The sequence below is a fragment of the Polaribacter porphyrae genome, assembly GCF_002954685.1.
In the GTDB taxonomy this organism is placed as follows: domain Bacteria; phylum Bacteroidota; class Bacteroidia; order Flavobacteriales; family Flavobacteriaceae; genus Polaribacter; species Polaribacter porphyrae.
On the sequence record NZ_MSCN01000001.1, the window covers coordinates 12,922 to 26,120 of the forward strand.

General features: G+C 29.5%; 17 protein-coding genes. 1 reads left to right on the forward strand and 16 read right to left on the reverse strand.

Features of this window, described 5'->3' with window-relative positions; genetic code table 11:
• Positions 1-35: 35 nt before the first annotated feature.
• The 10 genes from BTO18_RS00050 to BTO18_RS00095 all read right to left on the reverse strand — a co-directional run bounded on the left by BTO18_RS00050 (position 36) and on the right by BTO18_RS00095 (position 7,328).
• A complete protein-coding gene (locus BTO18_RS00050; RefSeq protein ID WP_105014251.1) occupies positions 36-1,262 on the reverse strand; it encodes a tetratricopeptide repeat protein in 1,227 nt (408 codons plus the stop codon).
• Complete coding sequence (locus tag BTO18_RS00055; protein WP_105014252.1) at positions 1,262-2,572, reverse strand: ATP-binding protein; 1,311 nt, start codon at positions 2,570-2,572, stop codon at positions 1,262-1,264. Before BTO18_RS00055 ends, BTO18_RS00050 begins: the two co-directional genes overlap by 1 nt.
• 3 nt (positions 2,573-2,575) lie before the next feature.
• Positions 2,576-3,853 carry a hypothetical protein gene (locus BTO18_RS00060; protein ID WP_105014253.1) on the reverse strand — a complete coding sequence of 426 codons (1,278 nt, stop codon included), beginning with the start codon at positions 3,851-3,853 and terminating at the stop codon, positions 2,576-2,578.
• 49 nt (positions 3,854-3,902) lie between these two features.
• A complete protein-coding gene (locus BTO18_RS00065; RefSeq protein ID WP_105014254.1) occupies positions 3,903-4,562 on the reverse strand; it encodes a pyridoxamine 5'-phosphate oxidase family protein in 660 nt (219 codons plus the stop codon).
• Entirely contained in the window at positions 4,559-5,080 is a 522-nt protein-coding gene (locus BTO18_RS00070) for a GNAT family N-acetyltransferase (RefSeq protein WP_105014255.1), read from the reverse strand. Before BTO18_RS00070 ends, BTO18_RS00065 begins: the two co-directional genes overlap by 4 nt.
• Positions 5,081-5,084: 4 nt before the next feature.
• A complete protein-coding gene (locus BTO18_RS00075) occupies positions 5,085-5,375 on the reverse strand; it encodes a DUF1272 domain-containing protein (RefSeq protein WP_105014256.1) in 291 nt (96 codons plus the stop codon).
• Complete coding sequence (locus tag BTO18_RS00080) at positions 5,375-5,740, reverse strand: cupin domain-containing protein (RefSeq protein WP_211295552.1); 366 nt, start codon at positions 5,738-5,740, stop codon at positions 5,375-5,377. Before BTO18_RS00080 ends, BTO18_RS00075 begins: the two co-directional genes overlap by 1 nt.
• A 1-nt stretch (position 5,741) precedes the next feature.
• Positions 5,742-6,194, reverse strand: coding sequence for a pyridoxamine 5'-phosphate oxidase family protein (locus BTO18_RS00085; RefSeq protein ID WP_105014257.1), 453 nt, complete (start codon positions 6,192-6,194; stop codon positions 5,742-5,744).
• A 113-nt stretch (positions 6,195-6,307) separates the two neighbouring features.
• Positions 6,308-6,826, reverse strand: a complete 519-nt coding sequence (locus BTO18_RS00090) for a DinB family protein (protein WP_105014258.1) — start codon at positions 6,824-6,826, stop codon at positions 6,308-6,310.
• Positions 6,792-7,328 carry a GNAT family N-acetyltransferase gene (locus BTO18_RS00095; RefSeq protein WP_105014259.1) on the reverse strand — a complete coding sequence of 179 codons (537 nt, stop codon included), beginning with the start codon at positions 7,326-7,328 and terminating at the stop codon, positions 6,792-6,794. The genes BTO18_RS00090 and BTO18_RS00095 overlap by 35 nt, the downstream gene beginning before the upstream one ends.
• Before the next feature lie 82 nt (positions 7,329-7,410).
• Between BTO18_RS00095 and pdxR the strand changes: the two genes are divergently transcribed.
• Positions 7,411-8,889, forward strand: a complete 1,479-nt coding sequence (gene pdxR, locus BTO18_RS00100; protein ID WP_105014260.1) for a MocR-like pyridoxine biosynthesis transcription factor PdxR — start codon at positions 7,411-7,413, stop codon at positions 8,887-8,889.
• Positions 8,890-9,049: 160 nt separating this feature from the next.
• Here the strand turns inward: pdxR and BTO18_RS00105 are convergent, their stop codons facing one another.
• The 6 genes from BTO18_RS00105 to BTO18_RS00130 form a co-directional block, all read right to left on the reverse strand.
• Positions 9,050-9,469 carry a VOC family protein gene (locus BTO18_RS00105; protein ID WP_105014261.1) on the reverse strand — a complete coding sequence of 140 codons (420 nt, stop codon included), beginning with the start codon at positions 9,467-9,469 and terminating at the stop codon, positions 9,050-9,052.
• A gap of 176 nt (positions 9,470-9,645) precedes the next feature.
• Complete coding sequence (locus BTO18_RS00110) at positions 9,646-10,233, reverse strand: acyl carrier protein phosphodiesterase (RefSeq protein WP_226789069.1); 588 nt, start codon at positions 10,231-10,233, stop codon at positions 9,646-9,648.
• Positions 10,234-10,251: 18 nt separating this feature from the next.
• Positions 10,252-10,971 carry a nitroreductase gene (locus BTO18_RS00115; protein WP_105014263.1) on the reverse strand — a complete coding sequence of 240 codons (720 nt, stop codon included), beginning with the start codon at positions 10,969-10,971 and terminating at the stop codon, positions 10,252-10,254.
• 70 nt (positions 10,972-11,041) lie between these two features.
• Positions 11,042-11,938 carry a hypothetical protein gene (locus BTO18_RS00120; protein WP_105014264.1) on the reverse strand — a complete coding sequence of 299 codons (897 nt, stop codon included), beginning with the start codon at positions 11,936-11,938 and terminating at the stop codon, positions 11,042-11,044.
• 99 nt (positions 11,939-12,037) lie between these two features.
• Positions 12,038-12,976: a LuxR C-terminal-related transcriptional regulator gene (locus BTO18_RS18110; RefSeq protein ID WP_105014265.1), complete on the reverse strand. Its 939-nt coding sequence runs from the start codon at positions 12,974-12,976 to the stop codon at positions 12,038-12,040.
• A 6-nt stretch (positions 12,977-12,982) separates the two neighbouring features.
• On the reverse strand, positions 12,983-13,192 hold the full coding sequence (locus tag BTO18_RS00130) for a hypothetical protein (protein WP_105014266.1): 210 nt from the start codon (positions 13,190-13,192) through the stop codon (positions 12,983-12,985).
• Between the last annotated feature and the right edge of the window lie 7 nt (positions 13,193-13,199).

Below are 13,199 nucleotides of genomic sequence, written 5' to 3' on the forward strand. Positions count from 1 at the left end.
GTATATAGTTTCTACTTTTTATATATTCTATAAATTTACTTAATAATATTGTCCAGCCAAGTAAAAGCAATTAAAAGTATTAAAACTCCAATACCAATCATCATCAAATCAGAAATGAATAATGGGCCAATAAAAGCAATAGCTAGCATAGCTATGCCAACACCAAAGTGAAATAATTTTTTATTTCTTGTCTCAATAAGAAACCCTCTAGGAAGAGGAATTAAACTACAAAGTAGCGCAAAACCTATTAATAAAAAATATTGATTCCCTAAAAACCCATAGGTAATCAAAGCCAATACAGCTGATGAAACTAAAATTAAGAATGCTTGTCCGCTTTTTTGTTGATCTCTGTCTAATAAATATTTGCCATAATTATCAAAAATTAAAATAGCATTTGATAGCGATTCCATTAACCAACCACCCAAAGCAAAAAGTAAATACGCAATAATAATCGGAATTACCAAAAACGTATATTCTGTGTTTGATAACAGTTTTACTGAAAATCGATATGCCAAATAAATACCAATTATAAAAACCCATTGTTGTTTTGAGCTTTTTTTGCTCATCCAAAATGAATATTTCAAGTACCAACTATACACAAAGTTTTTCGACTTTAAGGCAGTGCTCATTCCTTCTCTAGCATAATCAAAATTTGGGTCTATTGCTAAAGCTTCTTTAAAGTGATGCAAAGCACCTTTGGTATTTCCATTCTCCAAATTAGACCAACCCACATTTGCATGAGAATACGCATTTTCTGGATCTTTTTCTAATAGATTTTCTATGGTTGATGTGGCTTCTTCTTTGCGTTCTAATTTGGTTAAAGCTTGCACTCTTGCATTCAAACATAGCTTGTTGTTTGGTTCTAAAGCTAAGCCTTCATTTGCGAATTTTAGAGAAGATTCGTATTTTTTCTCATTTAATTCGATATAAGATTTTTGTCCAAAAAAATCAGCTTCATAAGGATAAATGCTGATGGCTTTGTTGATGAATTCTAGAGCTTTTTTAAATTCACTTTTACTAAAATAAATTTGAGATAATAAAAAGTAGGCATTTTCATCATCAGGATCTATTCTTAACAATGCAGTTGCCATTTCTTCTGATTTCTCTAAATCATCCAAACTCAAATAACAATGTGCCAAATGAAAAATAGAATTGAAATCTTCAGGAATTTCCTGTAAAGCCTTTTTAAAATAACTGATAGCATCTTGATACCTGCCCAACTGAAAAAGTTGCACGCCTCTTAAATAATGTTGGTTTTCCATTATTTTTTGATTTTTAGGTAGGTCAAAACTTCATCATATAAACCAGAATCATTGGCATATAATGCATAATTTTTTGCAGAACTAAACCATTCTTTGGTACTTGGTTTTACTTTTTTGATAGCCTTAACAATATCTCTTGATTTTAATGGTTTTGGAATTCCATCTTTAAAAGATTCCGTTAATTTTTGCTCAATTGCCACATCAATTACAGCATTAATATCAGCTCCAGAAAATTGATCACTTTTTTTTGCAATTTCAGAAGTATCTACTATTTCTGTAGGTTTTCCATTTAGTTTGATAGCGAAAATTGCTTTTCTGGCTTCTAGATCTGGAGGAGAAACAAAAATAATTCTATCAAATCTTCCTGGTCTTCTAAATGCAGGGTCTAAATGCCAAGGTGTGTTGGTTGCTCCTAAAATTAAAACGCCATCATTGTCATTATTTAAACCATCTAATTCACTCAAAAACTGGTTGATTATTGTTCTTCCTGAAGATTTATTTACATCACTTCTATTGGCTCCAAGCGCATCAATTTCATCAAAAAAGATAACACAAGGTGTATTTCTTCTTGCGATTTCAAAAATTTCGTGAAGATTTTTCTCTGAATTACCAATCCACATATCTAAAATATCGTTGATGCTTACATTGATGAAATTTGCATTGATTTCACCAGCAGTTGCTCTTGCAATATGTGTTTTTCCACAACCTGGAGGGCCATATAACAGAATTCCACCACCAATTTTTTTACCATAAGCTTTGTATAATTCTGGATGTTGTAAAGGTTTTATGATTTTTAAAGCGATTTCGTCTTTCACTTTATCCATTCCTCCAATATCTTTGAATTTTATGGTCGGTTTTTTTAGGAATTGCAAAGCATCATCATCTACAAAATCATCATCTAAAGTTGGAGTTGCATTAACTTTTAATTTTTTATCAAAATCTTCGTTTTTGTAACTTTTATTTTGATTTATAATATTGATATAGATGTCTTTAGCTTTAGATAAATCATCTTGATGTAAATAGCAATAACATAATAATTCTAGATGTTTTTCATCAGATGAAGTTTCAGCAATTTCTTCTAAAACAATTTCTGCTGGGGCATATTTGCCTTGTTTAAAATAGATTTTTGCCAACTCAAATTTAGCATCAATATGATTTCTATCTAAATCTAATATTTCTGTTAAAAAACTTTCTGCCATTGCAACCTCATTATTTTGAATGTAGAGTTTTGCAACTTGTAGTTTTAAAGGAATGTTATTTGGCGAAAACTGTAAAGCCTCCAACAAACTTTTTAATAAATCTTCATTCATAGTCTAATTATATCCTTTAACTTCTCCCATACTTAATTTTCCTCCACTTTCAAACGTATGATTTGTTGGTAATAATGTGCCACTTTCTGTGGAAATCCAATCTTCCCATGTTGCAGGAGTTCCATTCATTCTTCCATTTTTTAGATACATTTTATAACTTTTAGGAACATAATTCTCATCTAAAAGCCACACATAGCTATCTCCAGGAGTTGTACCTCCAGTTGTATACGTAACTCTTAATGCAGTTTCGTTTTCAATATTTTCGATGGTTCTTACAACTCCATCATCAAATAATTTATGAGGCGCAACTAACCAAAAAGAATCGTTGTTAAAAATGTCCCAAGCTTGTTTTACTATTTTTTCATCAGTATCCTCTTGCTTTAAACCCTCAAAAAAAACAGTACTTTTTTCTTTATCTGCTGGATATAAATGTACTCGGAATTTATCCCAAGAAACATCAACAATATGTTCTTGCTTATCCCATTTAAAGTTTCTTTTTCCTGCAAAACTCCATTCTAAATAACGAGTATTTTTATAATTCTCGTGTTTTATGGCTTTTAAAATTTTATGAGCAAGAGCATTTGCTTCTTTATTGTAGGCTTTTACATCTCCCATATCAATCTCCATTCCAAATAAAGATAAGGTATGTTTTGTAGGAAGTTTTATACCAGCTTCTGTAGTTTTCCAATTTGACCAAGAACCAGAAACGCCACCAATTGGAATAATACTCGTCCACATTTTGAAAACAGTAGGGAAGTAGTTGTCGTCTAAAATCCATAAGTAGGAATCTCCAGGAGTTGAGCCTCCAGAAGTGTAGGTAATTAGTAAAGCATCTTTGCCTTCGTGTTTTACAATACTTCTTTCTGTGCCAGTATCAAAAATTTTATAGGGAGCTACTAACCAAAAAGAATCATTATTAAAGTAGTCTGTAGCTTTTTGTAATATTTCTTTATTTTCTACTTTTTTATCATTGACAAAAACTTCAGATTTAGTTTTGTCTTTGGTATTCAAAATCACCTTATTTTCATCCCAAGAAACAATAACTGTGTTTTTTTGTTTGTTCCATTTGTAAAAATGAGCATTTCTAAAACTCCACTCTAAAACTTCTGCATTCTCAAAGGCTTCATGATTGATAGCATTAAACATTTTAATAGCCAAAGCATCAGCTTCTTTTCCTTTTTTACCTTCAGGTAAGGTTTCATTATTCATTAAATAATACACCACTAGAAACCCAATAATTAAAACGAGAATGGCTCCAGTGATTTTTAAAAATTTCTTCATAAAAAAAATGATAAATTAAAAAGCTAATTTATCATTTTTATATCATTCCTTATTTATTTTGTTCATAATAATCTAAAACATGTTTGGGGATTTCCATTTCTTGTGGTTTTCCTTTATCAGCAATAGGATATTCAGCAATTTGTTTTATGGGTACTAATCCAGCCCAAACATTTAAATCATAGTCTTCTGGTTCATCATTTACACCTACATCTCTAATTTTTGCAGAGGCAGTTTCAATGGCCATTTCTACAGTTAAAGTTCTATCAAATTCAGCTTGATTCATTTCACGAATTCCATCCCATCTGCCTTTCATCATATGTTCCATAAAACAGAAAAGAGCAGCATCTTTTTCTTCTTTTTCTTCAATTTTTTTAACAGTGCCAAATAAAGTGGCAGATCTGTAATTTACTGAATGATGAAAACCAGATCGTGCCAAAACCAACCCATCTAAATGCATAACTGTCATGCTCATTTCACCTACTTTTAAAAGAGATGTCAACATTCTATTGGCATTAGAACCGTGTAAAATAATTTTGTTATCCATTCTTCCATAAGCCATAGGAATTGTGATGGCTTTGCCTTCAAAAACGTAACCTACATAGCCTATAAAACCTGCATCTAAAATGGAATTTATGGTTAAAACATCATAAGTAGCTCTTTTTGTTCCTCTTTTTACTCTGTTGATTTTTGATTGTTCGTATGTTTTCATTTTTTTAAGTTTTTTACTAAAACGTGATTTTTGTATCCTTTGCCAGCTACCATAAAATCATAATAACCTATTTTTTTATATTGATTCGCTTCATAGAAAGAAATGGCTTTGTAGTTGTATATATAAGTGACTAGCCAAATGCAATCGTATTGCAAATTTGTCATTGTTGTGATAACTTCTGTATGTAATTTTTTTCCTAATTTTTTCCCTATATGCGCATTTAAAATATAGATTTTATCCAACTTACAAACCATTTGTTTTTTAATTAAACTATTGGAACTCTTTAAGATTACTTTTGCAAAACCTACTGCTTCTTCTTTATAAAAAAGCAACCAAAACAATAGGTTCTCATCAGATAAATCTTTTCTAATTTTATCAGGATCAAAAGCTGATTCGCAAAATTGCTGTACTGCATCATCATTTTGAATAAATGCACTATGAGACTCCATAAAAGTTGTTTTTCCTAAAGTTATAATGGTCTCAATATCCTTATAATTTGCTCTTCTTATTACAACCATTTATTTATCTTTTTGATGGATGAATATTTTGATTTTTTTCTATTAATAATTTAGCTTTTTCTAAATCTTTTGGTTTAAAAATTCTTGTTGTTGATGGTGGATATTTTTCAATCATTTTTGATGGACGAATTGGACGTTCCACAAAATTCCCAGCACAACTTGGGCATACATTCTCGAAAATTTCCAAGGCACAAGTTTTACAATAGGTACATTCAAAAGAACAAATCATTGCTTCTGTTGAGGTGTTTGGCAAGTCTTTATTGCAGTGTTCGCAACTGGGTCTTATTTCTAACATTATATTTTATCTAGTTTAGAAACAGTTAAATTGTTTACAGTATTTCCAGTATTAAGTGTTGATGCAGGTTCAAATAAAAGTATATGTACTTCTTCTGGAGCAAAAGGCTGATGTAATACGCCTTTAGGTATAATTGCAAATTCTCCTGCGTTTAATTCTAAAGTTTTGTCAGCCAATTTTATAAATAAAGTACCAGCAATTACATAAAATAATTCATCCTCATCATCATGTTTATGCATTACAAAATCTCCTTTAAATTTGGCAACTTTTACAAACTGATTATTAAGTTCGCCAACTATTTTTGGAGTCCAATATTCATTGAACTTTTCTAATTTAGATTGTAGGTTTACTTTTGTTATTTCCATTTTATAGATTGTATGTTTTTTTAGCACTTTCTATTTGTTCTTTTTCAGTAGTATTTGGAAAAAGAATGTATTTTGGAGCAATAATCGGTTTTATTTGAAGCACAGTAATTGCTGTAATACTTGCAAAAGGGAAATTACCTCCAGTCATTTGTGTAAGTATTTTTTCCATTTCAGAAAAATTAGTGTGAGATTTTTTGATAATTTTAGCAGTTCCTTTCAATTGATACCCTTTTTGAACTAATATATCTATAAAGCTGATGCAAACATTTTTATTTTGATTGATGTTTTTTACAGTTTGAGGAGAAGCAATATTGGCAACGATTATGGTATCATGTTTATAGAAACTAAATATTTCTTTTGGAGATACATTGGGTATATTTTCTTTTGAAACAGTAGCCAACCAACAAAGTACACTTTTATCTATATATTTTTTTACGTCTTCAGCTATTTCCATTTTTTGAGTTGATTTATTTTTACAAATTTACTACGTCTGTTAGCGTTTATTTTGGTAGAATGATACTTTATTTTCTACCATGAATTCACAAATTTTTATCTTTATTTATTACATTATAAATACTTCTCTCTAATAACTTCTGTATGCCAAATATCATGACCAATTATGATAAAAGCTGCAGCTCTTGCAGACATTTTTCCTCCATTAGCATTTCCGATAAAAGATAAATCATCAGTAGACAAACTTTGTAATAAGGCTATAGAATTATTTCTATTGATGATAAATTCGTTAATCAAATCATCTAAAGATTTTTTATCAGCATTAGATGGTTGTATGTAAATTTCTTGATCATAACCAGCCAAAGCTGTTGTGTCTTTTCTTGCAATTCTAAAACATCTGTACATAAAGATTCTTTCAGTATCAATTAAGTGTTGTAGAATTTCTTTTATAGACCATTTTTCAGGTAGATATCTGAAATGCAACTTATTTTCTGGAATCGATTTTAAAAATGAAATTAATGTTGCTTTTCCATCAATAAAACCTTCAATTAGTTCAGTTTCATTGTCCAATTTGTCAATATATCTTTTGTAATAAATATCAAATTCTTTGGGATTTAATTCTTGTTTTTTCATTATCATAATTATTTATAATACTCATGTTATAAGTAGACCAATATTCATCTTCAAATTTTATATTATCTTTAAACAAACCTTCAATTTCGAAACCACACTTTCTGTAGCATTTTATGGCTTGTTTATTAAAATCAAAAACACCCAAATCTATTCTGTGTAGTTTCATTTCTTGAAAACCAATACGAATCATTTCATTGATGATTTGTGTTCCAAAACCCTTATTGCTACTTTTTCTATCTCCAATTAAAACGCTACAAATTCTAGCACTTTTACTTTGTTTATTAATTTTACTAAAATCTGCATGACCAATAATTTCGTTACTATTTTTAACAATAACTTTATAAGCAATTCTATCCTCTGCATTTATATATGTTGCCAGTTGTTCATGATTTAATGGAAAACTAAATCTTTCAGCACTAAAAATGTACATCAACTTTTTAGTATCAACCCAATTTATCAACCTAGAAAAATCTTCGGCTGTAAAAAGTTTAAGTTGTATCATATATCTTGTTTACTTGAGTAAAATTATTACATTTATGGACTATTAAAGTAATCCAGAATAAAAATAAATAATAGTCCAGATTATGTTTCCATATAAAACCAGTTTTACTATTGATAGAAAAAGCAAGCAAGCTTTGTATTTGCAATTGGCAAATCAATTTATTCAATTGATTAAAGAACGAAAATTAGTACCTAAAACCAAACTACCTGGAAGTAGAGCATTATCTGAACTTTTAAATGTTCATAGAAAAACAGTTGTGGCTTGTTATGAAGAGCTGATATTGCAAGGTTGGGTAGAAAGTGTCCCCAAAAAAGGAACATTTGTAAATGCAAATTTGCCTGAATTACAACAGCAAAATTTTGATTTGAATAAAGCAGCCTTATCTTTAGAAAATACTGGATTCGAGTTTTATAAAAATGAGGATTTAAAACGTACATTTTTTAAACCAAAAGAAGGGTTTCTATATTTAAATGATGGCATTTCTGATGCCAGATTAACACCAACAGAAGATTTAGCAAGAACCTATAGAAGAATTTGTAGCAGAAAAAACATTTATAAAGAAATGTCTTATGGTTCTCTTTTTGGAAATGAAAAATTACGAATTACGCTAGCAGATTATTTAAACAAAACCCGTGGTTTAAACATTAAAAAAGAAAATATTCTAATAACTAGAGGAAGTCAAATGGGAATTTATTTGGCATCTAAATTATTGCTGCAAAATGATGATTGTATTATAGTTGGGCAAACAAATTACACTTCTGCAGATACTACTTTTTTACAAAGAAACTCTAATTTATTACGAGTTTCTGTGGATGTAGATGGTTTGGTTACTGATGAAATTGAACAAATCTGCAAACAAAAAAAGATAAAAACGGTTTATGTAACCTCACATCATCATCACCCAACTACAGTAACTTTATCTGCAGAAAGAAGACTTCATTTGTTAAATTTAGCAAAAAAGTACAATTTCGGAATCATAGAAGATGATTATGATTATGATTTTAATTACAACCATTCTCCTATTTTACCTTTGGCAAGTCATGATACTCATGGAAATGTGATTTATATTGGTTCTGTTTGTAAAACTGTGGCTCCAGTATTTAGAATTGGCTATTTAATTGCGCCTAAAACTTTTGTGAATGAAGCTGCAAATCAACGTAGATTTATTGATAGACAAGGAGATGCTTTGTTAGAATTGACCTTTGAAAATTTTATAAAATCGGGTGATTTGGACAGGCACATCAATAAGGTGATGAAAGTTTATAAAGCACGTAGAGATTTGTTTTGTAGGTTGTTGAAAGAAAATTTTTCAGATTTTTTTTCTTTCGAAATTCCAAAAGGAGGAATGGCTGTTTGGTTAAAACTCAATGATAACTATTCTTGGAAAACTATTGCAAAAACTGCAAGAAAATACAAATTAGAAATAGGTGAGTGGCAACGTTATGACAATGCAAACTTGAGCCATAATTGTATTAGAATTGGTTTTGCCACTTATAACGAAATAGATATTTATGAATTGATTAGAAGGTTACAATTAACTTTTGATGATATAGAAAATTGATTTGAGGTATTAAAAAACCATGTCATTACGAGGACGTAAGGACGAAGCAATCTGTCCACAAATAAAGAGATTGCTTCGTAAACTCGCAATGACATGTGGTTGTCAGTTCTGTTAAAGTTCGAGAGAATTTGTGAATTATGAGCAAATTTTTATCGAGAACTTATTTAGCAAACAACTGCCCCATATCTTTAAAAGCTTTAAACTCTAGAGCATTATTTTCTGGATCGTTAAAAAACATGGTAGCTTGCTCACCAACTTTTCCTTCAAAACGAATACAAGGTTCTATTACAAAATTTGTATTAGCAGCTATTAATCTTTCTGATAAATCTTGCCAATCACTCCAATTTAAGACGACTCCAAAATGTGGAACAGGCACATCATGACCATCTACAGGATTTGAAATTCTTTCTGGGTTAAAATTTTCTTTTTGATGAATGACCAATTGATGCCCAAAGAAATTAAAATCTACCCAATGTGTATCACTTCTTCCTTCTTCACAATTTAAAATGTCTCTGTAAAACGTTCTACATTTTTCTAAATCTTGAACCGGAATTGCTAAATGAAATGGTTGTATACTCATAACTTATTTTCTTTTTAATTCTTTACTTGAATTTTTATCCAATAAAGATATCAAGATAAAAAATGTTTTTAATTTCTTTGTTGGTTGGTTTACTATCAATCTATTTATTTCCTTTTTTTTCCAAAACGTTATAATTATCCTCGTAAATAACTTTTAAATACCAAAAAGTACTGAATCTAAAATTGTTTTTTTAATGATTGATTTGTAAATGTAATTAAATCGCTAAAAAAAAATGTAAAATCTTCTTCAAATTCTGATTGCAACTCTTTTAAATCTTCTATGGCCAAATGCATTTGAGATTTTCCTTTTGTTCTGCGATTCATTCCATTTAAAACTTTTGCTATACCATCTTCAAATTGATAATTGAAAAGAATATCATATTCAATCATATATTTAATAAACTGTTGTGATTTTATAGGTAATTCTGATGCTCTTTTATCAAATAAATCATAAACGGATTTTGTATAAATTTTTAAAGGAATTGCAGAATAATCGTTCCAGTTTTTTGCTAAAAAATAATCGAAAAAAATATCGATGATAACACCATCATAATGTCTGTAGCGTTCATGAAGTCTACGTTTGCTTTGTCTAACAATTTTATGAGCATCTGTAAACGTATCAATTTCTCTATGCAAAAAAATACCTTGTTGAATTTCTTTAGAAAAACTTTTGTAATGATTCCCCTTGATATGATCTGCGATAAAATTACCAATCATAATATTGGTGTTGTTTTGAGACAAGTAGAGGTGTGCTAGGAAATTCATTAAAGTAAATATAAAACTCTATTTTTTAGAAACTAACAATTCTTCTACTGATAATTTTTCTGGTCTGTAAAAATTTACCTTATCATCACTTGGGTAGCCTAATGATAAACCGCAAACCAATTCATATCCTTTAGGAACATTAAAATGTTTATCTACTGGTTCTCGCCAAAGATTTAATGCACCTTGTGGGCAAGTTCCTAAACCTTTACTAGTAGCAGATAACATAATATTCTGCATAAAAATACCAGTATCTACCAAAGCTGTATATTTCATTTTTGGATTAGCAAAAATCCAAATGGCAGCAGGTGCACCAAAGAAATAGAAGTTTTTGGTCATTTCTTCATCTCTTTTTTTCTTGTCTTCTCTTTTTAATCCTAACACTTTATACAACCCAACTGCTGTTTTTATTCTTCTATCTTGATAAATACCTGGATATTTACCTTGTATTGTTTCGTAAACTTTATTGGGTTTTAACCCATATTTACGAGCTGTTAAAATTTTACCTATAATATTCTGTTTTCTTAAAGTAAGAGAAGCCTTGTATTTTTGAGTAAGCTCATTACCTATGCTTTTTAAAATATTACCAGTAGCAACAACTACCTTAAAAGGTTGAGTATTAGAACTTGATGGAGCTTCTAAAGCTTCTTTTAAAATTTCGTTGATAATATCATCAGAAACTGGTTTGTCTAAAAAATCTCGAATGCTTCTTCTTTTTAGGTTTACTTCTTGAAAGGTCACTAATTTTAGTTTTAATTATGTACTAAAGATAGTTAAAAATTGATTATTGATACTCGTAAGAAATAAGATATTAACGCATCAATTCCCAATGACCAGAAACTTGTTGCAAAATGGTTTCTTGATCTAAATCTGGATATCTCTTTAAAAGATAAATAACAGCATAAGCCAATTTATTATGATGCTCATCTGTTACATTTCTCTCCCAAAAAGAAGCATTAAGAGGATTAAAAATGTTTTTGGTTTGATAAGGTTTTGCATTTGGTGGCGTAATTGAACCCAAAATAATTTGTTTAGAAAGTTCAGGTAAACCTTTGTAAGCCAAATTAGAATAACCTATTTCATTAAGAATCACTAACGCATTTGAGTGGGTAATTAAATGAATTTGTTTTCCGTGAAAATGATAGAATTTTCCATCAATTTCTTGACTTTCGTAATATTCTTGATGATTCATACAATATTTTGCGACTTCGTCTAACGTTTCAAAATTGGGTAAATTAGAAATGTCAATTTCTCTGTTTTGATAGTCGTAAAAACCATAATATCGTTCAGCATAATCTTGTTGCGTGTTTTGTAATAATTTTGTCAAACCATCTGCAACTTCTTTTGGCAAACAATTGTTAAGTTTTTGTAATGCTTTTAAAATTAATGTTCCAAAAATTACACCATGACCTGCTGTTGATAATTTGTTAATGTTATTTTCAAGTTCAAATTCTATTGCTGAAATGTCTGCGTTTTTACTTTTTTGAGCAAGTAATTCATCACTAATATATGCTCTTTTAGAGTTGATGATGTGTGTAATTCTGTTTAAAATGGCGTTTTTCGTCTTTTCATCTATCTCTAAATCTTGAATAAAGAAAGTATTCGTTAAGATTTCTGCACCTACATGTCCATGCAACCAAAAGCCATTTTCCATACTTTTACTCATTGCTATCAATCCTATTTTTAGAAGCTTGTTTGTATCTGTCATAATTACCTATTTTGTTTGATACAAAGTACCAACAATACTTTTGGTTGTAAAATAGACTTTAGAACAGAATTGATACTGTACTTTGGTACAGGTAGCAAATTATATAGAAAGTAAACCTCTTTTTAGAGCAATATCCACAGCTTTTGTTCTATTGTTCGCTTTTAGTTTTGATAAAATAGCTGTAATATGAAACTTCACAGTTCGTTCTGTAATACATAAACGTTTGCCAATTTCATCATTCGTAAAACCTTCTTTTATTAAATTTAAAACTTCTAATTCTCTTTTAGAAATTGGTGTTTCTGGAAATTGAAACCCAGATGAGCTTACTTTTTTACTTTTTAAATCTTCTGTTTCTTTTACTAAAATAGAGAAGTCTTTTTGAAAGTTTTCTATTTTTTCTTGAATTTCAATAAGTTTCTGTTTGTCACTTAAATTACTGGTCAAAACAGTTTTTAAGGCTTCAATTCTATTAGATAAAAAAGTATTTGTAAGCTGTAAGTTTGATTTCTCTGTAGCTTGATTTGTATTCGGAAAATTCCCTTTAAAACGAGTACGCTGTATGGTAGTTCCTATCAAATCGCTTATCGAATTCAGAATAGTTAATTCTTCATCTTTAAGCTTTTTAGATGCTTTGGTTAATAAATTTAATAAACCCACTTTTTCACCTTTTAGGATAATAGGAATAGTTGCGTGAAATTTTAAATCATTTGTTCCAGAAACGATGTCTTTGAGTCTTGTGCAAGCAATTTCACTGATATTTATGGCTTCCTCAATATCATCAGATAAATATTGTTGAATGCAATAACACCAACCAGACAAACGCTCTGGATGATTTTTTAAAGCAGGAGGTAAGTTATACGAAGCTGCTAAATACACAGATGTATTATTAGGTTCTGTAAGCCAAATCCAACCAGTTTCTATAGCTAAAGATTCACAAGTTTTCTCTAAAGAATTTCGTAAAGCAGATTGTAGCGAAAACTCTTTGTTTAAATCTTTTGCGATTTTGTATAAATGAGAATAGTATATTTTTTCATTCATAGATTATTAAAGTTGAATTAGGAAAATCATTTTTCTAGCTTCTTCTATTGTATAAGTTCTGCCAGCCTTAATATCTTCTTCACCTTCTTCAATCATTTTATCTAATTGTTTTTGGTGTTTGTAGCTTTTTATAATTCGATATAAGTTTTGTAATGAAGATTCATCTTCATTTTTAACAATTTCTAATATTTCATTACGAATTTCTAAAGTACTCATAACTTTT

Bases quoted from the DNA above. Each gene is read 5' to 3' on its own strand.
- pdxR (WP_105014260.1), top strand. From the start codon at position 7,411: ATGTTTCCATATAAAACCAGTTTTACTATTGATAGAAAAAGCAAGCAA.
- BTO18_RS00060 (WP_105014253.1), bottom strand. From the start codon at position 3,853: ATGAAGAAATTTTTAAAAATCACTGGAGCCATTCTCGTTTTAATTATT.
- BTO18_RS00130 (WP_105014266.1), bottom strand. From the start codon at position 13,192: ATGAGTACTTTAGAAATTCGTAATGAAATATTAGAAATTGTTAAAAAT.
- BTO18_RS00080 (WP_211295552.1), bottom strand. From the start codon at position 5,740: ATGGAAATAACAAAAGTAAACCTACAATCTAAATTAGAAAAGTTCAAT.
- BTO18_RS00070 (WP_105014255.1), bottom strand. From the start codon at position 5,080: ATGGTTGTAATAAGAAGAGCAAATTATAAGGATATTGAGACCATTATA.
- BTO18_RS00095 (WP_105014259.1), bottom strand. From the start codon at position 7,328: ATGATACAACTTAAACTTTTTACAGCCGAAGATTTTTCTAGGTTGATA.
- BTO18_RS00090 (WP_105014258.1), bottom strand. From the start codon at position 6,826: ATGAAAAAACAAGAATTAAATCCCAAAGAATTTGATATTTATTACAAA.
- BTO18_RS00065 (WP_105014254.1), bottom strand. From the start codon at position 4,562: ATGAAAACATACGAACAATCAAAAATCAACAGAGTAAAAAGAGGAACA.
- BTO18_RS18110 (WP_105014265.1), bottom strand. From the start codon at position 12,976: ATGAATGAAAAAATATACTATTCTCATTTATACAAAATCGCAAAAGAT.
- BTO18_RS00055 (WP_105014252.1), bottom strand. From the start codon at position 2,572: ATGAATGAAGATTTATTAAAAAGTTTGTTGGAGGCTTTACAGTTTTCG.
- BTO18_RS00105 (WP_105014261.1), bottom strand. From the start codon at position 9,469: ATGAGTATACAACCATTTCATTTAGCAATTCCGGTTCAAGATTTAGAA.
- BTO18_RS00075 (WP_105014256.1), bottom strand. From the start codon at position 5,375: ATGTTAGAAATAAGACCCAGTTGCGAACACTGCAATAAAGACTTGCCA.
- BTO18_RS00050 (WP_105014251.1), bottom strand. From the start codon at position 1,262: ATGGAAAACCAACATTATTTAAGAGGCGTGCAACTTTTTCAGTTGGGC.
- BTO18_RS00120 (WP_105014264.1), bottom strand. From the start codon at position 11,938: ATGACAGATACAAACAAGCTTCTAAAAATAGGATTGATAGCAATGAGT.
- BTO18_RS00085 (WP_105014257.1), bottom strand. From the start codon at position 6,194: ATGGAAATAGCTGAAGACGTAAAAAAATATATAGATAAAAGTGTACTT.
- BTO18_RS00110 (WP_226789069.1), bottom strand. From the start codon at position 10,233: ATGAATTTCCTAGCACACCTCTACTTGTCTCAAAACAACACCAATATT.